Genomic DNA, 25,555 nt, shown 5'->3' on the forward strand with positions numbered 1-25,555 from the left:
GTTACTTTTTTCAAGATTCAAATATATTTATATCTAACGAGTTTTAATTGAAAATGATATATTTTAAAACAAAAAGCTTCTTGAATTTATTCAAGAAGCTTTGATCATTAATGTTTTCTAAAAGAAATTTAAACAACACCCTGCGCAAGCATGGCATCTGCTACTTTTACAAATCCTGCAATATTGGCACCCTTTACATAGTCTACATAACCGTCATCACAAGTTCCATATTTTAAGCATGACTTGTGTATGTCTGACATAATATTCTTAAGCTTATTATCTACCTCTTCTCTAGTCCACTGATATCTTAACGAATTTTGAGTCATTTCTAATCCTGAAACTGCTACACCGCCAGCATTTGAAGCTTTCCCTGGAGCATATAATATTTTAGCTTTTTGAAAAGCTTCAACAGCTTTTAAAGTTGAAGGCATATTAGCACCTTCAGCAACACAAATACAACCATTACCTAAAAGGATATTAGCATCATCTCCATTAAGTTCATTTTGAGTAGCACATGGTAGTGCTATATCACACTTAATTCCCCAAGGTGTTTTACCCTTAACAAACGTCGCTTTTGGATACGTTTCAATATATTCACTAATCCTACCACGCTTTTCATTTTTCAATTTCATAACAAACGCCAACTTTTCTTCGTCTATTCCGTCAGCATCATATACATAGCCTGAAGAATCAGAAAGTGTTAACACTTTAGCTCCTAAATGCAATGCTTTTTCAACGGCAAATTGCGCTACATTACCAGATCCTGAAATAACTACATTTTTTCCGAATATGGTATCTTTTTTAGTCTCAAGCATCTTTTGGGCAAAATATACTGCCCCATATCCGGTAGCCTCAGGTCTTATTAAAGAGCCTCCGTATGACAAGCCTTTTCCTGTTAAAACTCCTGTAAACTCATTTTTAAGCTTTTTATACATTCCTAACATATACCCAATTTCTCTAGCTCCAACTCCAATATCGCCAGCAGGAACATCAGTACTTGGACCAATATGTCTATACATTTCACTCATAAATGCTTGACAAAAACGCATAATTTCACCTTCACTTTTCCCCTTAGGGTTAAAATCACTACCGCCTTTACCTCCTCCCATGGGTAATGAAGTAAGGCTGTTTTTAAACACCTGCTCAAAAGCTAAAAACTTTAAAATACTTAAATTAACTGATGGATGAAAGCGTAAACCACCTTTATAAGGTCCTATAGCAGAATTCATTTGGATTCTATAACCTCTATTTACTTGTATTTCTCCGTTATCATCTACCCAGGTTATTCTAAAAATTAAAACCCGCTCTGGTTCCACCATTCTTAACAAAAGGTTTTTACCATAATATCTTTCATTTTCAACAATAAAGGGGATGACATTTTCAGCCAGTTCCTCCACAGCTTGCATAAATTCTGGTTCATGATCATTTCTTTGCTTAACAAGGGCTAAAAAGCCATCAATGATATTTTTCATTTAGTTTATTTTAATTCATAACAAAAGTATCATAATCTTTTACCTTTACTTATATAAAAACTGTAATATCAGCAATATTCAAGCTTATTTTTAATGATTACCTATACCCGTGTATTATTTAATTGATTTGCAAAAAACAAATATAATATACCTCCAAAAAATAATACTGTAAATTATTTATAAATAATTTGGGAATATGTTTTATTTACTTTTATAAGATAGCACACTGTTTGTTTCTTTGTTCTGTTTTTATATATTTGTCAAGTTAACGCCTCAAACAAACCACCTTATTATGCTTAACTGGAAACATTTAGCGCTTGTTTTTTGCTCACTTATAGTAAATCAAACAGCTTTTTCTCAATTAGGCTTCTCTCATGAAATTGGGGCTATTGCTGGACCAGTTCAATTTAAATCTGATTTTGGACTTCGAAGTGATGGAGAAACTAATTTTGGTAATTCCGGATTTGGTATTGGAATTGTTCATTATATTAATTTCTCATACAGATCAGACTGTAACTGTTATACTACTGACACTTATTTTAATGACCACTTTAAAATAAGAAATGAAATTTCTTGGAATAAAACCAATCTTGAACATTTAGGTAAATGGGTAGACGCAAGCCGAACAACACCAGAAGCCGCTCAACTAAGAGGTCATAAAGGCGTAGCAAATAATTTAGATATTGGTACACAATTAGAATTCTATCCATTAAGCATTCGCTCATTTCAATCGTTTGGTTACAGATTAGCCCCTTTTGTAAGCTTAGGTATTCATTACACAGCTTTTACTCCTAAAGTAAGTACAGATTACCAAAACCCAAATCCACTTTTAATTGGAGATGTTACAGAACCTAGTAATTTTTATTCTGGTTGGGCTGGAGGATCTGTTGATGCATCACCTGGAAGCACTTTATCTGTAGTTTCTAGTATAGGTGTAAGATATAAACTCAATAAACTTTCAGATCTAATGTTGGATTTAAGAGGTCAATATTACTTTAGTGATTGGGTTGACGGGTTAAATCATAACCTTGATTATAATAAACATGATGACTGGTTGGTTTGGCTTAATATTGGTTACATATTTTATTTAGATTAAAGTTTCTTCTTCTTTAATCGTTTTTACTCTATTCAATATTTACCTTTGAAATATCTTTATATCTAAATTATTATGTTCAGAAGTAAAAACACCATCATAGCAGTTTGTATGTGCTTCATTATCTTGAGTTGTAAGGATGAACTCATGATATCTTTTTCAGAAATTAACATCACAACTTCTAATAACTCCATTGTAGAAATAAACATTCCTAAAGCTGATGGGAATACAACGATTGCTAATCAAATAAATTTTGAAATACGAAAAACAATAACCGCAGCACTTCATTTTGATAATCCCGATACCATAACTTCAGAATCTATAGAAGAAAGCATTACAGCCTTTAATGAAGAATATAATACATTTAAAGCCAATTTTCCTCAAAATGAAACTGGTTGGGAAGTGCAAATTGATGGAGATTTGATGTACCAATCACCAGAGGTTATAAGCATTGCTATTTCTTCATATATCAATACAGGAGGTGCCCATGGCGCTTTAAATATACGTATATTAAATTTTGACCCAAAAACAGGTGAAACAATTGAAAATACCGCACTATTTAACAACATAGAGACCTTTAATACACTAGCTCAAAAATATTTTAAAGATGCCACTAAAGATAAAGACATCTTTTTAGACGAAAACAGTTTTGAGTTTCCTGCAAACATTGGATACAGTGAAGAGGGCTTAGTTATATTATACAACCCCTACGAAATTGGACCCTACAGCACAGGTATTATTCAATTTACAATTCCCTTTGATGATATTAATAGCCTTTTAGTTTTTCAAGGCTCTTAAAAGCGCTAAAATATATCCGTAATGGATGCCTTCATGAGTTAATATAAATAACAAAGCTTCATCAATATTGCTTAATGTATTACCTGTTGTGGATACGGTATAGGAGTTATAATTTTTAAAAACATCATTGTTGTAATCCGCTTTAGTTTTTTCCAAAGTAGAAAACAATAACTCTTTTATTTTGTTAACTTCAGCTTGAGTTACATCGCCTTCAGGCTTACTATCTTTTTTGTATTTGTTTATTAAATCATCTGAAACCATAGGCTGTAAACCCGATAATTTATATGCCAATAATTGACCCGTAACTACAACATGCGCTATATTCCAAATAATATTATTATTAAATCCTACTGGTATTTTATTTAAATTTTCTAAAGAATTAGTATCTATTATTTTGCTAAAAATAGCTCTGGTATTATTTAAAACTTGAAATGTGAAATCCATATTATTTAATTTTTTGCTAAATATAGTATTTATGCTATAAATGCTTTTATTTTGTCGCTACTAAATTAGACGCCCTTCCAATAGGGAAATGAAAATATATATAACAATGAAAAAAGTATATTACTTAAAAACCTGCAGTACTTGTATTAGAATTTTAAAAGAACTTAACCTGCCATCTGATTTTATTTTACAGGATATTAAAACAGAAGAAATAACTGTAGAACAATTAGAACATATGAAAAATTTATCAGGAAGCTACGAGGCCCTATTTAGCAAACGCTCTAAGCTTTACAAAGAAATGGATTTAAAAAACCAAAACTTAACGGAACGCGATTTTAAGCATTATATATTAGACCACTATACATTTTTAAGCCGCCCAGTAATTATAATTAACGATGCCATCTTTATTGGAAATTCTAAAAAAGTTATTGAAGCAACAAAAGCCTGCATAAATGAATAAAAGCCTCTACAAATGTAGAGGCTTTATATTTAGCTTTCCCTTAAGCCAAAAATATGTAAATAATAGCAAACATTAATTTTAGTAAGTAACAAGCATTACTGCTAACTAATATTAGACTTTTAATAATCTTTTGGCAAAAGTAAATAACAAGTATCTAACATTCAACGGTTACTAACGCGTTTGTAGTAAATCAGTAAGTATTTTTAAATAATAGTAACTATTCCCTCAAGATTTTTGCTGTTTTAGTAAAGTAAATATTATTAATTCCATCCATTTTATAGATTATATGTATCATCTATTTATAAATTCAGCTTTAATTTTTGTGGGCGTTTTAGGCTTATTTGTTATGTCACTTATGTTGTTTTCGTATAGGTCAAATATTTTTGCAAATATTTATCTAATAATAATCTTTATTACATGTTCCATTAGAAATATATTTATCGGTTTATCTGAAGTCACAGATATTGATACAATATTTACATCAAAACACATTTCACCATTTTATTTAATTGTAGTTCCTGCATTGTATCTTTATTTTAAATCTTTGGTAAAAGATTATAAATACATTCAAAAAAATGTTTTAGCACATTTTATATATCCAATATTAAACCTAATTTTAAATGTTTTACAAGAATACTTTCCGACTTTAAAGCATCCAATTATTGAAAACATAAGATTTGTAAGTCTAATTGTGTTTATATTATTCTATATGTTGATGTCCTTTAAAACACTATATAATAATATATGGAAGAAAAATTCGATTAATTTGATAGAAAAGAGACATTTTCAACTTATAAAAAATTGGACATTATTTCTTTTTATAATATCAGTATTATTATTTATTCGCATATTATACTCTATCTCTTTAGAGAAAATTTCTGATAGACTATTTCAAGGAAAAAGTTATTCTTCATTAACCCTCATACCATGGTTATTCATTTACGGTAAAATTCTAATTAGTCCAGAAATTTTATATGGATATCCTAAATTAAAAAAACGTGTTGCATACCTTCAAAATCAAGTAACTTTAAATGATCATATTTGGGTTTTTGATTCCATCAATATATCAAACCTACAAGATAAAAAACTAAGCTCAACAATAGAAGAAAGAATACTCCCTTATATATCAGACATTGAAAATTATGTAAATAAAGAACATCCATTTAGAGATTCAAAATTAACTTTTTCTGACTTTGCCAAAACAATAAACATACCTGCTAGTCATTTAAACTATATTTTTAAGTATCACTCTGTAGTAACTTATGTGGAATATAGAAATTACTGTAGAATAAAAGATGCCTTAAAGTATATTGACCATGGAACTTTAAGTACACTCACATTAGAGGGTCTCGCTAATAAAGTAGGTTTTAGCTCTTACAATTCGTTTTTTACTGCCTTTAAAAAACAAACAGATTTGGCACCAAAAGAATATTTAACACAGCAAAACAAACTTGTTCTTAAAAATTAAATCTCTAATGTTTTGTGACTCCACCAGGATTCGAACCTGGATCTAAAGTTTAGGAAACTTTTGTTCTATCCCTTGAACTATGGAGCCTTAAACCAAAAAAGACCTTACATTTCTGTAAAGCCTTTTTCTCTTAACTTGCTCCCCCTCTTGGGCTCGAACCAAGGACCCTTTGATTAACAGTCAAATGCTCTAACCAACTGAGCTAAGGAGGAGTGTTATCTTTTCGCCTAAGCGAGCGCAAATATATATATCTTTTTAATTACTACAAACAATTTTTAAAAAAATTTAATTAAAAATTGCTTTAAAAATATCATTCCCATTCGCGAACAAAACAAGAGCGATTAATATAAAGAAACCTACCATTTGAGCATACTCCATAAATTTGTCTCCTGGTTTTCTTCCTGACACCATTTCATACAATAAAAACATCACATGACCGCCATCTAAAGCTGGTATTGGCAATAGGTTTAAAACAGCTAGCATGATGGATAAAAAAGCCGTAATTTTCCAAAAAGCTTCCCAACTCCATGTGTCTGGAAAAATATCAAATATGGCTTTAAAACCACCCACACCTTTATACGCTCCTGTACTCGGGCTAAAAATTAGTCCTAATTGCCCCCAGTAAGATGTTATTTGACCAATAAATTTATCATAGCCTACACCGAAACTTTCACCTAAGGTGTATTCTTTTCTTGTAATATCAAAATAGCCTAATTCTGCAAATTTATTATAAGTACCTCCTGGTTGAATTCCAAACATTCCGTACTTATCTACCTGAAGATCTATTTCAATTAATTTATCATCTCTCAATATTTCAGTTTTAACTGTTTGCCCTTTTAATGGTTCCAAAATAGCTTTAACCTCATCAAAATAGGTTATTTGATTACCATTAATAGATTTTACTAAATCGCCCTCTTTTAAATCAGCCGACTTATTTAACGAAGTATCTGCTACCTTACCTACCATGAAAGGCATTCTTAAATCAAATAAACTTCTATCACTACTACTAGATAACTGTCCTAAAAAATCTTCCGGTAAATCAATAGTTTTTAATTCGCCATCTCTTTTAATAGTAATAAACTCTGCTCCTAAAATATTAGCTCGTATATCAGATTCGTTAACAATTTTAATATCATTTATTGAAACTATATCATCACCAGTTTGAAAACCTAAATCTATCATTAATGGATTTGAAATCCAATAACCATCTTTTAAGCTGGCTGCAGAAATATCTTGATCGCCATAAGCAAATGATGCTAAAATGTAAATTACTAATGCCAATACAAAATTAACCGTTACACCACCAAGCATAATAATTAGTCGCTGCCAAGTTGGTTTAGAACGAAATTCCCATGGCTGCGGTTCTTGAGCCATTTGTTCGGTATCCATACTCTCGTCAATCATACCAGAAATTTTCACATAACCACCTAATGGCAACCAACCAATACCATATACGGTATCTCCTATTTTCTTTTTAAATAGTGAAAATTTTACATCAAAAAACAAGTAAAATTTTTCAACTCTTGTTTTAAAAGCTTTTGCAGGAATAAAATGCCCTAATTCGTGCAAAACAATTAGCAAAGAAAGACTCAATAAAAACTGAGATATTTTAATAACAAACTCCATATAGTTCCAATCAATTTTTTATAATCGTGCAAAAGTAACGTTTTAAACCAACTTTAGAAAAACAATTATACAATGCCCTCATTTTTAACATGAATTTAGCGCTGTACAAAATTTACTATCTGTTAATTTCATCGTATTTTTGTTTCAATTTAATTTTATCAATCCAAATGGTATCATTTTTTAAAGACTACAAATGGTTTGCAGTAATTTTTGCAATAATTTCTATTATTATTATTTCAATAATTTACAACACGTTAAATGTATATCAACCACTACCTGTTTACCAACCATCCATGGTGAGTACAGAACTTGTGGACAGTACACTTCAATACAAAAAAAAATATCATAAAATAGCCGATTTTTCACTAACAAACCAAAATGGAAAAATCATTACTCAAAACGATTATAAAGACAAAATTTACGTTGCCGACTTCTTTTTCACCACTTGTCAAACCATTTGTCCTATTATGACAGATCATATGGTTAAAATTCAAAAAGAGATATTAAATGATGATGATGTTATGCTGCTATCGCATTCTGTTACTCCTACAATCGACACACCTAAACAATTAAAAAAATATGCTATAAAAAAAGGAGTAAATGATGCTAAATGGAATTTGGTCACTGGTGATAAAAAACACATTTACCAATTGGCTAGAAAAAGCTATTTAGCTGTTAAAGATGCTGGTAATGGTGATGCTTATGATATGATTCATACCGAAAATTTTATGCTTATTGATAAACAAAGAAAAATTAGAGGATTTTATGATGGCACCAATTCCGATGATATCAATAGACTTTTAAAAGACATTAAGCATTTAAAACAAGAATACAAACAGTAAGTTACCTTTGTATGTATAACACTTTTCATTCACAATATTTTTTACTTATCACTTATCTCAAATACCTTTAAGTATTCAAAACTGATAAACTTACACTGATATCTTTTTGATTCTCATTTCAACTTTAATTACGTCATTATAAATAGTTTTAATAAAACATAAAATGCTAAAAATAAATGCAATAAAATACATTTAATCTGTTAATACTTTAATAAATATTCATTTCTTTAAAAACAACTAATTCTGCTCAAATAAACCTATATTTAATAATTTCAATTATTAAGTAAATAACAAAACCTCAACTGAAAACTTTATTTAACTAACTTTTAAACTTATAAACTTTTTACCTTTAAACTTTTTACCTTATTTTTGCTTCTTTAAAATCAATCTAAATAAGCTTGCAAAATACTTTAGCACATTTAAAACGAGGAGAAAGAGGCGTAATAACAGATGTTTCCTCTATTCATATACCATTAAAACTATTAGAAATGGGATGCCTACCTGGAAATTTAGTAAAACTTGTTCAATTGGCTCCTTTTAAAGACCCCATGTATTTAAACATTAATGGAACCCATTTAGCAATTAGAAAAGAAACAGCTATTCATATTTTAATTAACAAAATATGAGTAAGCAAATTAATGTAGCCTTAATTGGCAACCCAAATACGGGTAAGACGTCTGTTTTTAATGCCCTAACAGGATTAAACCAAAAAGTAGGAAACTACCCAGGTATAACAGTTGAAAAAAAACAAGGAATTTGCAAACTGAATCGTGGTGTTAAAGCTCATATTATTGATTTACCTGGCACTTATAGTTTGAATGCTTCATCCTTAGACGAAAATGTGGTTATTGAATTATTGTTAAATAAAAATGATAAAGATTTTCCAGACATAGCGGTAGTAGTAAGTGATGTTGAAAACTTAAAACGAAATCTTTTACTATTTACACAAATTAAAGACCTTCAAATCCCTACCATATTAGTCATTAACATGGCTGATAGAATGAAATACAAGGGCATTTCTTTAGATATTGAACATTTAGAGGTTCAACTTAACACAAAAATTGCTTTAATTAGTACCAGAAAAAATGAAGGAATTGATTATTTAAAACAGCTCATTTCCAATTATAAAGATATTTCTAAAAATGCCTGTTCTAATGTCTTTGATATTGATAAAGATTATTTTAATAGTTTACAGCAAGCATTCCCCAATCAACTACTTTATAAACTATGGTTGGTTATTACCCAAGATGTAAATTTTGGAAAAACAGACCGAAATGAAATTGATGCTATTGCTGATTTTAAAACTAAAAGCAAAGCAGATTTAAAACGATTACAACAAAAAGAAACAATTAAACGCTATCAATTTATCAATAACGTCCTTAAAAAAGGATTAACTATTGATACTTCTAAAGCCAAAGATTTACGATCTAAATTAGATAGAGTTCTAACTCATAAAATATGGGGCTATGTCATTTTCTTTTTCATTCTATTAATTATTTTTCAAGCAATATATGATTGGTCAAGCGTACCGATGGATTTTATTGATAATACTTTTGCTTCATTAAGTGAATGGACAAAAAATCATTTGCCTCAAGGTGCTTTTACTGATTTAATAGCCGAAGGCATTATACCTGGACTTGGAGGTATCGTTATTTTCATTCCACAAATTGCCTTTTTATTTTTATTTATATCCATTCTTGAAGAAAGTGGTTATATGAGCCGTGTGGTATTTTTAATGGATAATATTATGAAACGTTTTGGCCTAAGTGGTAAAAGCGTTGTACCATTAATTTCTGGAACAGCCTGTGCCATTCCAGCCATTATGGCAACCAGAAATATTGAAAGCTGGAAAGAACGCTTAATCACCATCTTGGTAACACCTTTTACAACTTGTGCAGCCCGACTTCCTGTGTATTTAATTATTATTTCACTTGTTATTCCTGAAGGACGATTCTTTGGTTTAGGCTACCAAGCTTTAACACTTATGCTTTTATATCTCATTGGTTTTGGAACTGCAGTTACATCTGCTTACTTCTTAAATAAAATTTTAAAAATTAAAAGCAAAACCTTTTTTGTGGTAGAAATGCCTAATTATAAATTACCCTTATTTAAAAATGTAGCTTTAACCGTTATTGAAAAAACAAAATCATTTGTATTTGGAGCTGGTAAAATCATTTTAGCCATATCTATTATTCTATGGTTTTTGGCATCATATGGTCCAGGTGAAAATTTTAATAATGCAGAAAATATTATTAAAACCGAATATGCTTCCAATCATTTAAGCGAAGAGCATTTGGAAGAAAAAATAGCTTCTTACAAATTAGAACACTCATTTATTGGTATTGCAGGACGCACAATAGAACCTATTATTAGCCCTTTGGGTTACGATTGGAAAATTGGTATTGCTATTGTAAGCAGTTTTGCTGCTCGCGAAGTATTTGTTGGCACTCTTGCCACCATTTATAGTGTTGGAAGTGATGATGAAGCCACTATAAAAAATAGAATGGCAGCTGAGGTAAACCCTATTTTAGGAGGCCCCTTATTTAATTTTGCTTCCGGAATTTCTTTGTTATTATTTTATGCATTTGCTATGCAATGTATGAGCACGTTAGCCATTGTTAAACGCGAAACAAATAGCTGGAAATGGCCTATGTGGCAATTAGCTATTATGAGTACTTTTGCCTATATAGTGGCATTTATAGCTTTTCAACTTTTAAAGTAATCTTCCTAATAATTTAGGTTTTTTTATGAAATGACATTCAACTAATTTCAATTTAATTAAACATGAATACCATCATTCAAAACATATTAGCATTTACTGCTGTTGCAATAGCTGTTGTTTTTTTGATTAGAAAATTCTTTCTAAAAAAACGCAAAACAAAAAAGTCTTGTGGTGGAGATGATGGCTGTGGTTGTAATTAAGTGCTTTAATTTCATATATTTGAGTCTAAAACCAACTAACTCCTTATATGAACATAAAACTATCTTTTTTAATTATACTAATCAGTTTAATTAACACAAACACTTTCGCTCAAAAAGAAGGAAAGCCTATTCTTTTGTTTGATAAAGACCTTAGTAATTTTGATATTTGGCTTAGCATTCCGCACTCAACCGTTGAAGATTTACCCGAAGATACATACCAATCCGACAAAATAAATTCAGGAACTCCAATTGGGCTAAACAACAATCTGAAAAACGTGTTTTCAATGATTGAAGAAAACAGCGAACCTGTTTTAAAAATTACTGGCGAAATTTTTGGAGGACTCACCACCAAAGAAGCATACGAGAATTACCATTTAAGTGTTATGTTTAAATGGGGTGACAAAAAATGGGAACCACGATTGGACAAAAAAAGAGATAGCGGCATTTTATACCACTGCTATGGCCCACATGGTAGATTTTGGAACACTTGGAAAACCTCTTTAGAATATCAAGTACAAGAAAATGATTTAGGTGACTTTATCCCCTTAGGCGGCAATAGCGGAAATCCAAAAGTTGGCGCTCCAATTGTAGACATTCGTGGTCATTTTAAAAAGGAAAAGAAGTTTAACCCTTATTCCGAAGTTTACTCAGTTGGCAAAGGTTATATCCATGCTTCTTCAGAACATGATGCCCCACACGGCGAGTGGAATCGTTTAGAAATATATGTACTTGACAACAATGCCGTGCATTTGGTTAATGGAAAAATTGTAATGGTAGTTGAAAATGCAAAAAAACATGACGGCTCTATTTTAAACAAAGGTGAAATCCAAATCCAGTCAGAAGCAGCCGAATGTTATTATAAAAAATTGACACTTACCCCAATAAAAAAGTTTCCAAAATTTATTAAAAAACAAGTACGTTTTAAATAAGGATACATTGTATTTAATAGAGCTATGACAATTTCACAAATAAATTATTTGCAATCATATTTGATATAATTAACTCATTCACTCCTATTTTTATAGTTACCGAATGATCAAATATTTCTTTATGGCAAATTTCCAATTCTGTACCTAATGCAATTTTGTTCTTATCTAAATATTTCAAAAAATCTGATGATGAATCTTTAACACCAACACAAATACAGCGCTCACCTACTTCGGCTTCAGACAAAAGAATTTTATCAATTTTTTTTATATGCCCATTTTCATCAGGGATAGGGTCTCCATGCGGATCATGTGTTGGATAACCTAAAAAGGCATCTAATTGACGTATTAATTTTTCAGATTTTATATGTTCTAATTGTTCTGCCACCTCATGAATTTCATCCCATGAAAAATTTAATTTTTCAGCTAAAAACACTTCCCATAACCTATGCTTTCTTACAATATTAATGGCAATTTTTTTTCCTTCTTTAGTTAGGCTAGCTCCTTGGTATTTTTTATAGTCAGCAAAATTTTTCTCAGAAAGTTTCTTAACCATATCGGTAACGGAAGATGCTTTTGTTGCCATTTCTTTAGCTATAGCATTGGTACTAACTGCCATAGCACCTTGTTTTCCTAAATGATAAATAGCTTTTATATAATTTTCTTCGGTAAGTGTTATCATAAATAATTTATATACATACAAATATAAAACAATTAATAATATAAATATATTTTTAGGTTAATCTAAAAATATATTTATATTTGTTTAAATAAATTATTAACAACACCTAATTATTCCATAATGAAATACATTTTTAGCTTTATTAGTTTAGTAACTTTCACCCTAAACGCACAAGACATAACAGGAAAAATAACGTCAGGAAATACAAGTTTACCGTATGTAAATGTTTATCTAAAAAACACATCAAAAGGCAGTTTTACAAATGAAGACGGTATTTATACTATTAAAAACGTACCAGATGGATCATATACCATAGTAGCCTCTTTTACAGGGTATGAAAAAATTGAAAAAGAAATACAAATCACTGGAGAAAAAAAAGTGATTAATTTTAATTTAGAAATATCAAAATCATTAAACGAAGTCATTATTACAGGTACTTTAAAAGCCGTTTCAAGATTAGAAAGCTCGGTACCTGTTGAAGTATATACGCCTACATTCCTTAAAAAAAACCCAACTGCAAATATTTTTGAAGCTTTACAGAACGTAAATGGTGTGCGCCCACAACTTAATTGCAATGTGTGTAATACTGGTGATATTCATATCAACGGTTTGGAAGGTCCATACACATTAGTCCTAATAGATGGTATGCCTATAGTAAGCGGATTATCCACGGTATATGGATTGTCTGGAATACCAAATTCTTTAATTGAACAAGTTGAAATTGTTAAAGGGCCAGCATCATCTCTATATGGGAGCGAAGCCGTTGGAGGATTAATTAATATCATTACAAAGTTACCTGAAAATGCTCCATTATTTTTTGCAGATGGTTTTGTTAGTGGCTGGGGAGAAACCAATATTGATTTAGGTTTTAAAGCAAATATTGGCAAAAAAGCAACTGTTTTGATGGGGACCAATTATTTTAACTATTCAAACCCTATAGATAATAACAATGATAATTTTACTGATATTACATTACAAGACCGAATATCTATCTTCCAAAAATGGAACTTTAAAAGAAAAGATAATCGTTTATTTTCTTTAGCAGGCCGTTATTTTTATGAAGACCGTTGGGGAGGTGAAATGCAATGGAACAAAAGCTACAGAGGCGGAAGTGATGTTTATGGCGAGAGTATTTACACCTCACGTTATGAGTTAATAGGAAATTATCAATTACCTATTAATGAAAAAATAAATTTTCAATTCTCATATTCAGATCACGACCAAAATTCTGTTTATGGTGATACGCCTTACATAGCATTGCAACGCATAGCATTCGGACAATTAATTTGGGACAAATCTTTAAAAAACAATGATTTACTTTTCGGAATTGCCACACGCTACAATTACTATGATGATAACACACCTGCAACATTAACCGCAGACGAAATTACCATTCCCTCTGTTTTTGTCCAAAATGAAATAACATTATCTGAAAAACAACGGATACTTTTAGGAGCGAGATATGATTATGACAAGCGTCATGGTTCCATTTTTACACCTCGTATAGCTTACAGATACAAACCAACCAAAGATGATATTATTAGATTAAACGCAGGAACAGGGTTTCGGGTAGTTAATTTATTTACTGAAGAACACGCAGCGCTAACAGGAGCAAGAGATGTTATTATTGAAGAAGCATTAAAACCAGAACAATCTTATAATGTGACTTTAAATTATTTAAAAAAACTATACACTACTAATGGCCATTTATTTACATTTGATGTGTCTGCTTGGTACACCTACTTTACAAATGCCATTATACCAGACTATGACAGCAACCCTAACCAAATAATTTATGACAACTTAAACGGAAATTCAACTACAAAAGGATTAAGTATGAATATTGATGGTGTTTTTAATAGTAATTTCCAAGCTTCAATTGGTGCAACGATTCAAGATGTATCACAAAAAGAAAACGGTAAAAAAACAAGGCAAATTTTAACCGAAGAATTTACAGGCGTTTGGTCACTAACTTATAAAAATTTTCCAAGCAATGTAACAATTGATTATACTGGAAATATTTATGGGCCTATGCGATTGCCTACTTTAGGTGAATTAGACCCAAGAGATGAGTATTCGCCAACTTGGAGCATCCAAAACATACAATTTACATATAAAGGTATGCGCAATTTTGAAATTTACGGCGGTATAAAAAATTTATTAAATTGGACACCTAATAAAGGAAATCCTTTTATTATTGCACGTGCTAATGATCCTTTTGATGAAAATGTTAGCTTTGATGCAGATGGAAATGCAATTGCAACTGCAAATAACCCTTATGCCTTAACTTTTGACCCTGCATATGTCTACGGACCAAATCAAGGAAGACGTTTGTTTTTTGGATTACGATATACTTTGAATTAAATTTGAAAAATGAAAAAACCATTACTTATTTTAACATTCACATTTATTATTTTAAGTTGTAAAAACGATAAAAAAATAAATGACAAACCCAATATTGTTACTACAACTTCCATGATAACCGATTTGGTAAGCAATATTGGTGGCAATCATATCAATTTACAAGGACTTATGGGAAGCGGTGTAGATCCGCATCTTTACAAAGCCAGTGAAGGGGATGTTTCAAAATTAGCCAATGCTGATATTATTTTTTATAACGGACTTCATTTAGAAGGAAAACTCGTTGAAGTCTTCAAAAAAATGAAAACCACAAAAACCGTTGCTATTTCTGATGCTTTAGACAAAAAAACACTCATTGGTTCAGAATATTTTGCCTCAAACTACGATCCTCATATTTGGTTCAATATCAATTATTGGATACAAGCAACAGTATTTGTTACAAAAACACTTTCTGAGGCTATTCCTGATAAAAAAGACATATTCGAAACCAATCGAGACACATATTTGAAACAGCTCAACATGCTTGAAAGTGAATTAAAAAACACCATAGAAACCCTTCCAAAAAATAAGCGCATTTTGGTTACAGCACATGATGCTTTTAATTATTTTGGCAAATCATTTGGATTTGAAGTTGTAGGTTTACAAGGCATATCCACCGCCACAGAAGCAGGTGTACAAGATGTTCAAAAATTATCGACCTTTATCATTGAAAAAAACGTAAAAGCCATATTTATAGAAAGCTCTGTTCCAAAACGTACCATTGAAGCTTTGCAAGCTGCTGTAAATTCCAAAGGACACAATGTTACCATTGGAGGCTCCTTATATTCCGATGCTCTTGGAAATAATGGAACTACAGAAGGCACCTATATAGGCATGTTTAAATATAATGTAAAAACCATTGTTAATGCACTAAAGTAATTTGAAGCTACTACCTGCTATTCACTATCTCTTTTTTGAAAAAAAATCAATAAAGAATGTTGATGTTATCAGGACTAAAAACCAAAAAAATGAATACTAATATTGCTGTAAAAGTTGACGATTTAACAGTAGCTTACAACTACAAACCTGTACTGTGGGATATTGATTTAGAAATACCCGAAGGTGTACTCATGGCAATTGTAGGGCCAAACGGAGCTGGAAAATCAACTTTAATTAAATCTATTTTAGGCATCCTAAAACCTATTGCTGGTAGTGTAGAGATTTTTGGTGAAAAATATAAAAAACAACGCCATTTAGTAGCTTATGTGCCTCAAAAAGGCAGTGTAGACTGGGATTTTCCAACAACAGCTTTAGATGTTGTAATAATGGGAACTTACGGAAGTTTAGGATGGATAAAACGCCCTGGACAAAAACAAAAAAAAGAAGCCTTAGAAGCCTTAGAAAAAGTTGGTATGTTAGCATTTAAAAACAGACAAATAAGCCAACTTTCCGGTGGACAACAACAACGTATATTTTTAGCGCGAGCGTTGGTACAGAATGCATCCATCTATTTTATGGATGAGCCATTTCAAGGCGTTGATGCCACCACTGAAATAGCCATCATCAATATTTTAAAAGAATTACGAAAAGCAGGAAAAACAGTTATTGTAGTGCATCACGATTTACAAACTGTTCCTGAATATTTTGATTGGGTAACCTTTTTAAATGTAAAAAAGATAGCCACAGGGCCTGTTAAAGATATTTTTAATGATGATAACTTAACAAAAACCTATGGAATTAATTATAAAGTAAGTATTCAAGAATAAAAAAACTTAGAAAAAATTAACAAGTATTTTTTAGATATAAAATTTAAATTTGAAGCATAACAGATAATGAAATTAAAAAACTCGTTGCACTTTCTAAAATGATTAATAATCTTAAAAAAGCTAAAAACAAAACTAACCACTAAAAACTCCCGGTTATAGACATTACAGAATACATAAAGCTAGTCTTTACAGACTATACTCTAAGAACAATCACCTTAGGAACTGCTATTCTTGGGGCTGTTACGGGTATGCTAGGAAGTTTTGCAGTTCTCAGAAAACAAAGTCTTTTAGGAGATGCTATTTCTCATGCCGCATTGCCAGGTATTGCCATTGCCTTTTTGATTACAGGTACTAAAGAAACAAATGTTTTATTATTAGGCGCATTAATCAGTGGATTAATTGGTACTTTTTGGATTCGAGGTATTATTAGCAAGACACATTTAAAATCCGATACGGCATTAGGGTTAATTTTATCATTGTTTTTTGGATTCGGAATGTTATTACTAACCTTCATTCAAAAACAACCCAACGCTAATCAAGCTGGATTAGATAAATATCTATTTGGCCAAGCAGCCACGTTAGTTGAAAGTGATGTTTGGATGATGGCTATTGTTACTGGTATTTGCTTATTCGTACTATTACTCTTTTGGAAAGAATTCAAAATTCTGCTTTTTGACGCCGATTACACAAAAACACTGGGGTTCAACACAAAAGTTATTGATATTTTAATCACATCTTTCATTGTATTGGCTATTGTTTTAGGTCTTCAAACCGTTGGCGTGGTACTCATGAGTGCTATGTTATTGGCGCCCGCTGCCGCTGCAAGGCAATGGACAAACAGTTTGGGTGTCATGGTTTTTCTTGCTGCGGTTTTTGGTGCATTTTCTGGAGTTTTTGGCACTGCTATTAGTTCCAGTCAAAATAATTTATCCACAGGCCCTGTAATAGTAATTATTGCGGGTATTTTTGTATTAGTTTCATTCATATTTTCTCCTAGCCGTGGATTACTTTTTAAACAAATACGCTTTATTAAAAACCGCCGTGATTTAGAACTGCATAAAACCTTGTCTTTTATGTTTCATATTGCCCAAACACACGACAATATATCACATCCACACACTATTAAAATTTTAAATAATTTTCAAGGCTACACAAAAAGCACCTTACAAAAATTAGTAAACAAAAATTATGTGATTTTAGAAGGAAACATGTGGAGCTTAACGGAAGAAGGCTTTAATACGGCTTCAAATTTATACAACCAACAAAACCCAGATAATGAGTAATGCTCAAATAGAAATACAACTTATTGCTAGTTTAGTTGCTATTGCTTGTGCGGTTCCTGGCACGTTTTTGGTACTACGAAAGATGGCTATGATTAGCGATGCTATTAGCCATTCTATTTTACCGGGTATTGTTATTGGTTTTTTTATTACTCAAGATTTGAACTCGCCTTTATTAATTCTTTTAGCTGCTTTAACAGGAATTATTACTGTTGTTTTAGTGGAATATATTCAAAAAACAGGATTGGTAAAAGAAGATACTGCCATTGGATTGGTGTTTCCTATTTTGTTTAGTATTGGAGTTATTCTTATTGCCAAAAATGCCAATGATGTCCATTTAGATGTTGATGCCGTTCTATTAGGAGAATTAGCCTTTGCACCATTTGACAGATTAATTATGTATGGTGTGGATGTAGGGCCAAAATCATTATGGATTATTGGGAGTATTTTAATTATAACCATTGGTTTATTAATTGCATTTTTTAAGGAATTAAAAATTAGCACATTTGATGCTGGTTTATCCGCTTCATTAGGCTTTTCTCCAGCCATTATCCACTATGGACTGATGACAGTATCATCCGTTACCACCGTTGGAGCTTTTGATGCAGTAGGGGCTATTTTGGTGGTAGCGTTAATGATTGCACCTGCAGCCACTGCTTATCTGCTAACTACCGATTTAAAACGCATGCTTATCTACACCATTGTTTTTGGAATTTTTAGTGCCATTTCTGGCTATTGGCTGGCACATTGGTTAGATGCCTCCATAGCAGGGTCTATTACAACTATGCTTGGATTATTGTTTTTGGTTGTTTATTTGTTTGCTCCCAACAAAGGCGTTATTGCTGTATTGTATAGAGAAAAACAACAGCGTACCGAAGTATCATTATTAACCTTTTTACTGCACTTAAAAAATCATACAGAAGAACGTGAACGCCATGTAAACCACCTCAACGAGCATATTAATTGGCAAAAAGTACGTAGTAAAACAATTTTAGATTTGGCACTTAAAAATAATATGATTTCTTTTAACAAAAACATCGTTTCACTTACTGAAAAAGGAGATGCTTTTACCACGCAAGCCATTGATTTTATTATAACTAATGAAGATAGTCAAATTGAAGATATGAAAGATGATTTCTTTTTGTTTAGAGGATAAAAACTACGAAACAGATTCTATTCAAAAACCTCATTCAGAATATTTTTGGCAATAATTCTTTCTTCATAGTAAAAAACATACCTTCGCTTTATGGCACAACACAATCAACTCGGTAAAAAAGGTGAACAACTAGCTGTCAATTTTCTATTAAAAAACGGTTATGACATTAAAGAACGAAATTATCGGTTTGATAAAGCTGAAGTGGATATCATTGCTCAAAATAAAAATATTCTTGCCATTATTGAAGTTAAAACACGTTCGTCTGTAGATTATGGAAATCCACAAGATTTTGTAAAACCAAAACAAATTCAACGCTTAGTAAAAGCAGTTGATGAATATGTTAACATAAATGAATTAGATCTTGAAGTACGCTTTGATATTATTGCTATTGTAAAAGAAGAAAAAGGTTTTAATATTAAGCATTTTGAAAATGCTTTTTATCACTTTTAAAATACTGTACAATATAAAAAAACCCCTTACTTTTTAAGGGGTTTTTTAACTAATTATCTTTTTTATAGTTAGTTGGGAGAAAAAATTTCAAATTCTCCACTATAGCTAACTGTAACAACATCATCATTTTCTAAAATTAACTGTCCGCTAAGAGTATACAAATCACCATTTTGAGTAACAGTTACAGTTCCTCCTACTATTTCAAAATAATTATCGCCATCAAATGTGACATCTCCGTATGGAAATACAAATTCTGGTGCTGCTTCTATATCGTCAGAATCATAAAATGGAAAAGTACCTGCTCTGAATGATTCAGTCCCTTCTGAAAATAATCCCAAATGAAGATAAATAGGATCGTCCTCACTTGTACTTCCTACTAATTCAAATCCATAACTATAATAACCTTCAAAAGCACCATAATCAAAAATTTCAGCTTGATCAACACTAAAAGAAACCCCATCATATTCTACGGTGTTTGTAAAGCTCTCAGTGTTATCATCATCACTTGAACATGAAACAATAAATAACGAAACAAATAATAAACAAGTTAATTTGGTAAATTTTTTCATTCTAAATATTTTATTGGTTAATGCTGCGAATATAAATGCATAAATGTTAAAATCAAATTTAAATTCAATTAAATGTTAAAAAAAAATGAATATTATCGATTTTTAATGCATTTAATCGGCTTTATGTCCTGAAATGAAGTTTTTCAAATCTTCGAAATCTGATGGTTTATCAGTAATTTCTTTGTTTTTATTTAAAATGAAATAGGTTGGTGTTGCTGAAACTCCATATTTATTGCCTATAGCATTATCCCATTTACCCAAACCCAATACATGAATAAATTCTGGAAAACTCTGGATTTTATACCTCCATTGTTTATCATTATCTTCCAAAGCAACAGCAATCACTTTAATATGTTCTTTTTCTTTTGCTTTTAAAAAGGACTGCAGTTGTGGAATTTCTTCTAAACAATGTGAGCATTCGCTACTCCAAAAAATTAATATGTATGTTTCAGCAATATTTAATTCGCTTAATTTTGCAGACACTTTTTTATTACCATTTTTAATTTCTAGAGAAAAATCGGGAGCCTTACTTCCTATCGAAATATCCTTATATTGTATTAAAGCATTCAAAAGCAACTGATTATTTAATGATACAGCAAGATCTATTAAATACGTATCTGCAATATAATTGGCAACTTCCTCATAATTTAAGTCTGCCATTTGCTGCCATAACTCCGTTAATAAATTACTTTTTATTTCAGGGGAAGCAAGTTTCATTTTTGTACAAAACACATCAATATTCTTCTTATAATTTGCAAATCGACTTTTATCATCAGAAGAAACACCAAATACATAGTTCAGCATTTTTTCAGTTAAAAAATTAGAACTTAAAAGTGTTGTATTATTAAAATCAATGGCATCAAAAAAGTGTAGTTTTAAATTTTTTGTATAAGTTCCAACACTTTCAACCTTTTTTGGCATGTAGGGTCTATTAGCTTTTATAAAATGAGATGCTATCATACCTTTTGAAGCCTTTTCATAGCTATTTTGCGTATCATATTGCGTTTTAAAAATAGCTTTAAGCGCAAGAGTATCTTTAGTTGCTTGATGAAAATAATTACTAATACTCCCTGTTACCTTAAACATACTACTGGTGTAAGAAGCCAACATTCTATTTTCAACAGATTTTTTAAAGTCAACTCCTGTTTCAGAATTGAAAGTAAGTTCTATATCCTCTTTACCATTGTAAATAATATCAAAATTATAATCTTCTTGAGGTACTGCATAAACTAATCTGTAAATACCTTTGGTGTTTGTAGAATCTAATTGAAACTTAAAACTACCATCTTTTTTTACTTCTGCATTTTTAACATATACAGAAACCGTTGGGTTTACTTTATACAACAATGCAAATTTATAATCTTCTGGTGGCGAAAATACACCTTTAATTGTATGTTGTGCGAAAAGTAAACCTGGAAATAAAATCGCTAAAAAGAGGAGGCGTTTCATTAATTTATATGTGATATTATTGTTTTAAATTGCAAAAGTATTGAAATTTTAAAGATTCTTATATTTTAACTGACTCAACAATTAAGCCATGATTGGCTGAAGTGCTTGCAATGCTTGTTGTACTGTTTTTATTTTATCAAAAGTAAGCATAAGTCGTAAACCATTTCGGGTTTGCTTTTCTTTCATCTTACAAATATTAGGACTTTTTTGCATATACTGTAATACTTTGGTAAAGCTACTACTTTGGTAAAAACTACTCTGTTGATCATTAATAAAATAGCCTATTAATCGTCCTTGTTTCATGACTATTTTCTCAAAACCAATTTTAGTAGCCAACCACTTTATTTGAACACTATCTAGTAAATCTGTCACTTGTTTTGGCAATTCCCCAAAACGGTCTATCAATTCGGTTTCAAATTTTTGTAATTCGCTCTCAGTCTTTATTTCGTTTAACTTGGTATATAAACTTAATCGTTCAGCAATATTGTTTACATAATCATCAGGAAAAAGTAATTCAAAATCAGAATCAATTGTTACGTCTTTTACATAAACCTTATCTTCTTCATTTTCATTATAAAGATCTTTGAATTCAGTTTCTTTAAGTTCTTCAATGGCTTCATTTAATATTTTTTGATAAGTATCAAACCCTATTTCATTAATGAATCCACTTTGTTCACCACCCAATAAATCACCAGCACCACGAATTTCCAAATCTTTCATAGCAATATTAAAACCACTACCCAATTCTGTAAACTGCTCTAAGGCTGTGATTCGTTTTCGGGCATCATCAGTCATAGCAGAATATTCTGGTGTTATAAAATAACAGAATGCTTTTTTGTTACTTCTCCCTACTCGACCACGCATTTGATGTAAATCACTCAATCCAAAATTATTGGCATTATTAATAAAAATAGTATTGGCATTTGGAACATCCAAACCACTTTCTATAATAGTAGTACTTACCAAAACGTCAAAAGCACCATCCATAAAAGCTAACATGAGTTCCTCCAATTTTTTACCATCCATTTGCCCATGACCAATACCAATTTTAGCGTCTGGTACCAAACGTTGAATCATACCAGCAACCTCTTTAATATTTTCAATGCGATTATGAATAAAGAAAATTTGACCGCCACGTTCTATTTCATAACTTATCGCATCGCGAATGTTTTCTTCATTAAAACGAATAACATGGCTCTCAATGGGGTATCTGTTTGGAGGGGGCGTTGTAATTACTGACAAATCTCTAGCAGCCATTAAACTAAACTGCAATGTTCTTGGAATGGGTGTTGCTGTTAGTGTCAATACATCTACATTATCCTTTAAAGTTTTTAACTTCTCTTTTACAGCCACACCAAATTTTTGTTCTTCGTCAACAATTAGCAAGCCTAAGTCTTTAAACTTTACATTTTTATTTACAAGTTGATGTGTTCCAATAATAATATCTACTTTTCCTTGTTCCAAATTTTCCAAAGTTTCACGTTTTTCCTTGGAAGTTCTAAAACGATTAACATAATCTACTGTAACAGGAAAATCCTTCAACCGTTCTTTGAATGTTCTAGAGTGTTGATAGGCTAAAATGGTGGTTGGCACTAAAACAGCCACTTGTTTTCCATTATCAACTGCTTTAAAAGCAGCACGAATTGCAACTTCGGTTTTACCAAATCCAACATCGCCACAAACAAGCCTATCCATAGGACGTTCACTTTCCATATCCGCTTTGATATCTGCCGTTGCTGTACTTTGATCGGGAGTATCTTCATATATAAAAGAGGCCTCCAATTCATGTTGCATATAGCTATCTGGATTATATTGATAGCCTTTTTCTGTTTTTCGCTTGGCATAAAGCTTTATAAGATTAAAAGCAACATGCTTAACTCTTGATTTTGTTTTTTCTTTTAATGTTTTCCATGCATTACTCCCCAATTTATAAATTTTTGGAGGCTTGCCATCTTTACCATTAAACTTGGTTATTTTATGTAGCGAATGGATGCTTAAATACAATACATCCCGCTCTCCATAAACCAATTTAATAGCTTCTTGTTTTTTACCTTCAACATCTATTTTTTGAAGCCCTCCAAAACGCCCAATTCCGTGGTCTATATGCGTTACATAATCACCAATATCTAAATTTGTAAGTTCTTTTAATGTAATAGCTTGCTTTTTAGCGTAACCATTTTTAACATGAAATTTATGGTAACGCTCAAAAATTTGATGATCTGTGTAACAAACTATTTTAGATTCATGGTCTATAAAACCTTGATGAAGCGATAAAATAACGGTTTGATAAGGTTTAACTTCCAAATGAGAATCATCAAAAATATCATGAAAACGTTTAGCTTGCTGTTCACTAACGCATGCTATATAATTGGTATAACCCTTATCGTGATTGATATTTAAATCTTCAATCAACAAATTGAATTGTTTATTAAAAGAAGGTTGTGGGCTAGTATTAAATGTTATTTCATCATTCTGAACCTCTTTCAGAATTGCATCTTGAGATTCTGAAAAAAGTTCAGCATCGCCTTTAAAATAAGCGTTAGTACCAAACTCTACAATCGAAAAACTGAGTAATTGTTTTTTTAATAATTCTGAAGTACAAAATAACTCATTTGGTTTTGCGTGTTTAATATCCGTTGAAAGCGTTTTAAAAGCGTCTTCAGCTTTGCTATAAAAATCGTCAATTCTTGAAAAAAATAAATCGGCATTTTTTAAGCAAATCACAGTTTTTTGAGCAATATATTTTAAAAAACTTTGTCGGCTCTCTTGTAACAGTTTATTAGCTACATTAGGAATGATATTAATTTTTTTAATTTGCTGAATAGATAGTTGTGTTTCAACATCAAAGGTTCTGATACTGTCTACCTCATCACCAAAAAACTCAATTCTATATGGTTCATCATGCGAAAATGAAAACACATCTACAATACCGCCACGCACAGAAAACTCACCAGGTTCTGTCACAAAATCAACACGTTTAAATTGATATTCAAACAAAATTTCGTTTACAAAATCAATGGATAGTTTATCATTCACGCCTACTTTTAAAGTATTGCGTTCCAACTCTTTTCTAGTAACAACTTGTTCAAAAAGCGCATCGGGATAAGTAACAATAAGAGCTGACTTTTTTTGCGAGTTGATTCGATTTAACACCTCGGCTCGCAATAATACATTAGCATTATCGGTTTCTTCAATTTGATATGGTCTGCGATAACTCCCTGGATAAAACAACACATCTTTATCTCCACAAAGTTGTTCTAAATCGTTCAGATAAAACGCCGCTTCTTCTTTATCATTAAAAACGAGTAAAAATGGTTTTTCAGCTGTTTTAAAAAGACTTGAAATCACGAATGAAAATGAAGATCCAACAAGGCCTCTTAAATGTATTTTATTCTGGGTTTGGGTAATAATCGTCTGCAAATTTTGCGTTTGCAAAGTCTGTGCATAGGTTTGCGAGAGGGAAGATTTACTCACGAAATTATTTGGTTTTTTCGAGTGCAAAGATAGGGTTTAGAATGATTTATGCCACTTTTTAGCATAAATTAATGCTTGTTAAAATTTAATTTAAAAAACTTAATATGGATTTTTTATCCTGAATTAGGCTTAGATAAGATTTAACTTATTGCAACTCCTGCACCCTCACTCAATGGTATTATAAAAGAAAATTAAAGCCTTTGAGAAATTCCTAAATATTTAACTTAACAAAGAGAAATCAATAAATAATTAGAAACATTATTACGATTCGTATTTATTGACTAACTTTAGGAATGACTAATTTGTTTCATGACATTTTCATTTTGATTTGTGAAAAA

General features: G+C 31.1%; 22 protein-coding genes and 2 tRNA genes. 15 read left to right on the forward strand and 9 right to left on the reverse strand.

Annotated elements, in window-relative coordinates; translation table 11 throughout:
• Positions 1-128: 128 nt before the first annotated feature.
• A complete protein-coding gene (gene gdhA, locus APS56_RS10135) occupies positions 129-1,472 on the reverse strand; it encodes an NADP-specific glutamate dehydrogenase (protein ID WP_054727742.1) in 1,344 nt (447 codons plus the stop codon).
• Between the two features lie 292 nt (positions 1,473-1,764).
• On the opposite strand from gdhA, the gene APS56_RS10140 reads away from it, so the two are divergent.
• Together APS56_RS10140 and APS56_RS10145 are read left to right on the forward strand one after the other, a co-directional pair.
• Positions 1,765-2,568: a THC0290_0291 family protein gene (locus APS56_RS10140; protein WP_054727743.1), complete on the forward strand. Its 804-nt coding sequence runs from the start codon at positions 1,765-1,767 to the stop codon at positions 2,566-2,568.
• 144 nt (positions 2,569-2,712) lie between these two features.
• Positions 2,713-3,363 carry a DUF3298 and DUF4163 domain-containing protein gene (locus tag APS56_RS10145; protein WP_054727745.1) on the forward strand — a complete coding sequence of 217 codons (651 nt, stop codon included), beginning with the start codon at positions 2,713-2,715 and terminating at the stop codon, positions 3,361-3,363.
• Here the strand turns inward: APS56_RS10145 and APS56_RS10150 are convergent.
• Complete coding sequence (locus tag APS56_RS10150) at positions 3,343-3,807, reverse strand: DinB family protein (protein WP_054727746.1); 465 nt, start codon at positions 3,805-3,807, stop codon at positions 3,343-3,345. The genes APS56_RS10145 and APS56_RS10150 overlap by 21 nt on opposite strands.
• 106 nt (positions 3,808-3,913) lie before the next feature.
• Here APS56_RS10150 and APS56_RS10155 point away from each other — a divergent pair, with 106 nt between their 5' ends.
• Together APS56_RS10155 and APS56_RS16975 are read left to right on the forward strand one after the other, a co-directional pair.
• Positions 3,914-4,267 carry an arsenate reductase family protein gene (locus APS56_RS10155; protein ID WP_054731339.1) on the forward strand — a complete coding sequence of 118 codons (354 nt, stop codon included), beginning with the start codon at positions 3,914-3,916 and terminating at the stop codon, positions 4,265-4,267.
• Positions 4,268-5,033: 766 nt separating this feature from the next.
• Positions 5,034-5,735 carry a helix-turn-helix domain-containing protein gene (locus APS56_RS16975; protein ID WP_157757651.1) on the forward strand — a complete coding sequence of 234 codons (702 nt, stop codon included), beginning with the start codon at positions 5,034-5,036 and terminating at the stop codon, positions 5,733-5,735.
• Positions 5,736-5,750: 15 nt separating this feature from the next.
• Here the strand turns inward: APS56_RS16975 and APS56_RS10165 are convergent.
• The 3 genes from APS56_RS10165 to rseP all read right to left on the reverse strand — a co-directional run bounded on the left by APS56_RS10165 (position 5,751) and on the right by rseP (position 7,361).
• A tRNA-Arg gene (locus tag APS56_RS10165) sits at positions 5,751-5,822 on the reverse strand.
• Positions 5,823-5,873: 51 nt separating this feature from the next.
• Positions 5,874-5,947 (reverse strand) — tRNA-Asn (locus tag APS56_RS10170).
• Positions 5,948-6,020: 73 nt separating this feature from the next.
• The gene (rseP, locus tag APS56_RS10175) at positions 6,021-7,361 is read right to left on the reverse strand and encodes an RIP metalloprotease RseP (protein WP_054727750.1); all 1,341 of its coding nucleotides are present in this window, start codon (positions 7,359-7,361) and stop codon (positions 6,021-6,023) included.
• A 167-nt stretch (positions 7,362-7,528) separates the two neighbouring features.
• Here rseP and APS56_RS10180 point away from each other — a divergent pair, with 167 nt between their 5' ends.
• The 5 genes from APS56_RS10180 (at position 7,529) to APS56_RS10195 (ending at position 12,054) form a co-directional block, all read left to right on the forward strand.
• Positions 7,529-8,203: an SCO family protein gene (locus APS56_RS10180; protein WP_054727752.1), complete on the forward strand. Its 675-nt coding sequence runs from the start codon at positions 7,529-7,531 to the stop codon at positions 8,201-8,203.
• Positions 8,204-8,601: 398 nt separating this feature from the next.
• Positions 8,602-8,829 (forward strand): FeoA family protein, encoded by a 228-nt coding sequence (locus APS56_RS10185; protein ID WP_054727753.1) that lies wholly within the window; start codon positions 8,602-8,604, stop codon positions 8,827-8,829.
• A complete protein-coding gene (gene feoB, locus APS56_RS10190; RefSeq protein WP_054727755.1) occupies positions 8,826-10,925 on the forward strand; it encodes a ferrous iron transport protein B in 2,100 nt (699 codons plus the stop codon). The genes APS56_RS10185 and feoB overlap by 4 nt, the downstream gene beginning before the upstream one ends.
• A gap of 62 nt (positions 10,926-10,987) precedes the next feature.
• A complete protein-coding gene (locus APS56_RS16865) occupies positions 10,988-11,125 on the forward strand; it encodes a FeoB-associated Cys-rich membrane protein (protein WP_098946178.1) in 138 nt (45 codons plus the stop codon).
• 47 nt (positions 11,126-11,172) lie between these two features.
• The gene (locus APS56_RS10195) at positions 11,173-12,054 is read left to right on the forward strand and encodes a 3-keto-disaccharide hydrolase (RefSeq protein WP_054727757.1); all 882 of its coding nucleotides are present in this window, start codon (positions 11,173-11,175) and stop codon (positions 12,052-12,054) included.
• Between the two features lie 22 nt (positions 12,055-12,076).
• Here APS56_RS10195 and APS56_RS10200 read toward each other — a convergent pair whose 3' ends face one another.
• Positions 12,077-12,733 carry a metal-dependent transcriptional regulator gene (locus APS56_RS10200; protein WP_054727758.1) on the reverse strand — a complete coding sequence of 219 codons (657 nt, stop codon included), beginning with the start codon at positions 12,731-12,733 and terminating at the stop codon, positions 12,077-12,079.
• 120 nt (positions 12,734-12,853) lie between these two features.
• Between APS56_RS10200 and APS56_RS10205 the strand changes: the two genes are divergently transcribed.
• The 6 genes from APS56_RS10205 to APS56_RS10230 all read left to right on the forward strand — a co-directional run bounded on the left by APS56_RS10205 (position 12,854) and on the right by APS56_RS10230 (position 19,725).
• Positions 12,854-15,097, forward strand: a complete 2,244-nt coding sequence (locus APS56_RS10205) for a TonB-dependent receptor (RefSeq protein WP_054727760.1) — start codon at positions 12,854-12,856, stop codon at positions 15,095-15,097.
• A gap of 9 nt (positions 15,098-15,106) precedes the next feature.
• On the forward strand, positions 15,107-16,012 hold the full coding sequence (locus APS56_RS10210) for a metal ABC transporter solute-binding protein, Zn/Mn family (RefSeq protein WP_054727761.1): 906 nt from the start codon (positions 15,107-15,109) through the stop codon (positions 16,010-16,012).
• Positions 16,013-16,101: 89 nt separating this feature from the next.
• Entirely contained in the window at positions 16,102-16,839 is a 738-nt protein-coding gene (locus tag APS56_RS10215; protein ID WP_054731341.1) for a metal ABC transporter ATP-binding protein, read from the forward strand.
• A gap of 155 nt (positions 16,840-16,994) precedes the next feature.
• Positions 16,995-18,122 (forward strand): metal ABC transporter permease, encoded by a 1,128-nt coding sequence (locus APS56_RS10220; RefSeq protein WP_082379329.1) that lies wholly within the window; start codon positions 16,995-16,997, stop codon positions 18,120-18,122.
• Positions 18,115-19,275, forward strand: coding sequence for a metal ABC transporter permease (locus APS56_RS10225; protein WP_054727765.1), 1,161 nt, complete (start codon positions 18,115-18,117; stop codon positions 19,273-19,275). The genes APS56_RS10220 and APS56_RS10225 overlap by 8 nt, the downstream gene beginning before the upstream one ends.
• Positions 19,276-19,365: 90 nt before the next feature.
• A complete protein-coding gene (locus tag APS56_RS10230; protein WP_054727767.1) occupies positions 19,366-19,725 on the forward strand; it encodes a YraN family protein in 360 nt (119 codons plus the stop codon).
• A gap of 68 nt (positions 19,726-19,793) precedes the next feature.
• Here the strand turns inward: APS56_RS10230 and APS56_RS10235 are convergent, their stop codons facing one another.
• The 3 genes from APS56_RS10235 to mfd all read right to left on the reverse strand — a co-directional run bounded on the left by APS56_RS10235 (position 19,794) and on the right by mfd (position 25,217).
• Positions 19,794-20,294 (reverse strand): hypothetical protein, encoded by a 501-nt coding sequence (locus tag APS56_RS10235; RefSeq protein WP_054727769.1) that lies wholly within the window; start codon positions 20,292-20,294, stop codon positions 19,794-19,796.
• 111 nt (positions 20,295-20,405) lie between these two features.
• Complete coding sequence (locus tag APS56_RS10240) at positions 20,406-21,743, reverse strand: TlpA family protein disulfide reductase (RefSeq protein WP_054727771.1); 1,338 nt, start codon at positions 21,741-21,743, stop codon at positions 20,406-20,408.
• Positions 21,744-21,824: 81 nt separating this feature from the next.
• On the reverse strand, positions 21,825-25,217 hold the full coding sequence (gene mfd / locus APS56_RS10245; protein ID WP_054727773.1) for a transcription-repair coupling factor: 3,393 nt from the start codon (positions 25,215-25,217) through the stop codon (positions 21,825-21,827).
• Between the last annotated feature and the right edge of the window lie 338 nt (positions 25,218-25,555).

It is taken from the genome of Pseudalgibacter alginicilyticus, assembly GCF_001310225.1.
GTDB classification, from domain to species: domain Bacteria; phylum Bacteroidota; class Bacteroidia; order Flavobacteriales; family Flavobacteriaceae; genus Pseudalgibacter; species Pseudalgibacter alginicilyticus.

What these genes read in the sequence shown, in the direction of transcription:
- gdhA (WP_054727742.1), bottom strand. Translation starts at nt 1,472, where the DNA reads ATGAAAAATATCATTGATGGCTTTTTAGCCCTTGTTAAGCAAAGAAAT.
- APS56_RS10140 (WP_054727743.1), top strand. Translation starts at nt 1,765, where the DNA reads ATGCTTAACTGGAAACATTTAGCGCTTGTTTTTTGCTCACTTATAGTA.
- APS56_RS10145 (WP_054727745.1), top strand. Translation starts at nt 2,713, where the DNA reads ATGATATCTTTTTCAGAAATTAACATCACAACTTCTAATAACTCCATT.
- APS56_RS10150 (WP_054727746.1), bottom strand. Translation starts at nt 3,807, where the DNA reads ATGGATTTCACATTTCAAGTTTTAAATAATACCAGAGCTATTTTTAGC.
- APS56_RS10155 (WP_054731339.1), top strand. Translation starts at nt 3,914, where the DNA reads ATGAAAAAAGTATATTACTTAAAAACCTGCAGTACTTGTATTAGAATT.
- rseP (WP_054727750.1), bottom strand. Translation starts at nt 7,361, where the DNA reads ATGGAGTTTGTTATTAAAATATCTCAGTTTTTATTGAGTCTTTCTTTG.
- APS56_RS10180 (WP_054727752.1), top strand. Translation starts at nt 7,529, where the DNA reads ATGGTATCATTTTTTAAAGACTACAAATGGTTTGCAGTAATTTTTGCA.
- feoB (WP_054727755.1), top strand. Translation starts at nt 8,826, where the DNA reads ATGAGTAAGCAAATTAATGTAGCCTTAATTGGCAACCCAAATACGGGT.
- APS56_RS16865 (WP_098946178.1), top strand. Translation starts at nt 10,988, where the DNA reads ATGAATACCATCATTCAAAACATATTAGCATTTACTGCTGTTGCAATA.
- APS56_RS10195 (WP_054727757.1), top strand. Translation starts at nt 11,173, where the DNA reads ATGAACATAAAACTATCTTTTTTAATTATACTAATCAGTTTAATTAAC.
- APS56_RS10200 (WP_054727758.1), bottom strand. Translation starts at nt 12,733, where the DNA reads ATGATAACACTTACCGAAGAAAATTATATAAAAGCTATTTATCATTTA.
- APS56_RS10205 (WP_054727760.1), top strand. Translation starts at nt 12,854, where the DNA reads ATGAAATACATTTTTAGCTTTATTAGTTTAGTAACTTTCACCCTAAAC.
- APS56_RS10210 (WP_054727761.1), top strand. Translation starts at nt 15,107, where the DNA reads ATGAAAAAACCATTACTTATTTTAACATTCACATTTATTATTTTAAGT.
- APS56_RS10215 (WP_054731341.1), top strand. Translation starts at nt 16,102, where the DNA reads ATGAATACTAATATTGCTGTAAAAGTTGACGATTTAACAGTAGCTTAC.
- APS56_RS10225 (WP_054727765.1), top strand. Translation starts at nt 18,115, where the DNA reads ATGAGTAATGCTCAAATAGAAATACAACTTATTGCTAGTTTAGTTGCT.
- APS56_RS10230 (WP_054727767.1), top strand. Translation starts at nt 19,366, where the DNA reads ATGGCACAACACAATCAACTCGGTAAAAAAGGTGAACAACTAGCTGTC.
- APS56_RS10235 (WP_054727769.1), bottom strand. Translation starts at nt 20,294, where the DNA reads ATGAAAAAATTTACCAAATTAACTTGTTTATTATTTGTTTCGTTATTT.
- APS56_RS10240 (WP_054727771.1), bottom strand. Translation starts at nt 21,743, where the DNA reads ATGAAACGCCTCCTCTTTTTAGCGATTTTATTTCCAGGTTTACTTTTC.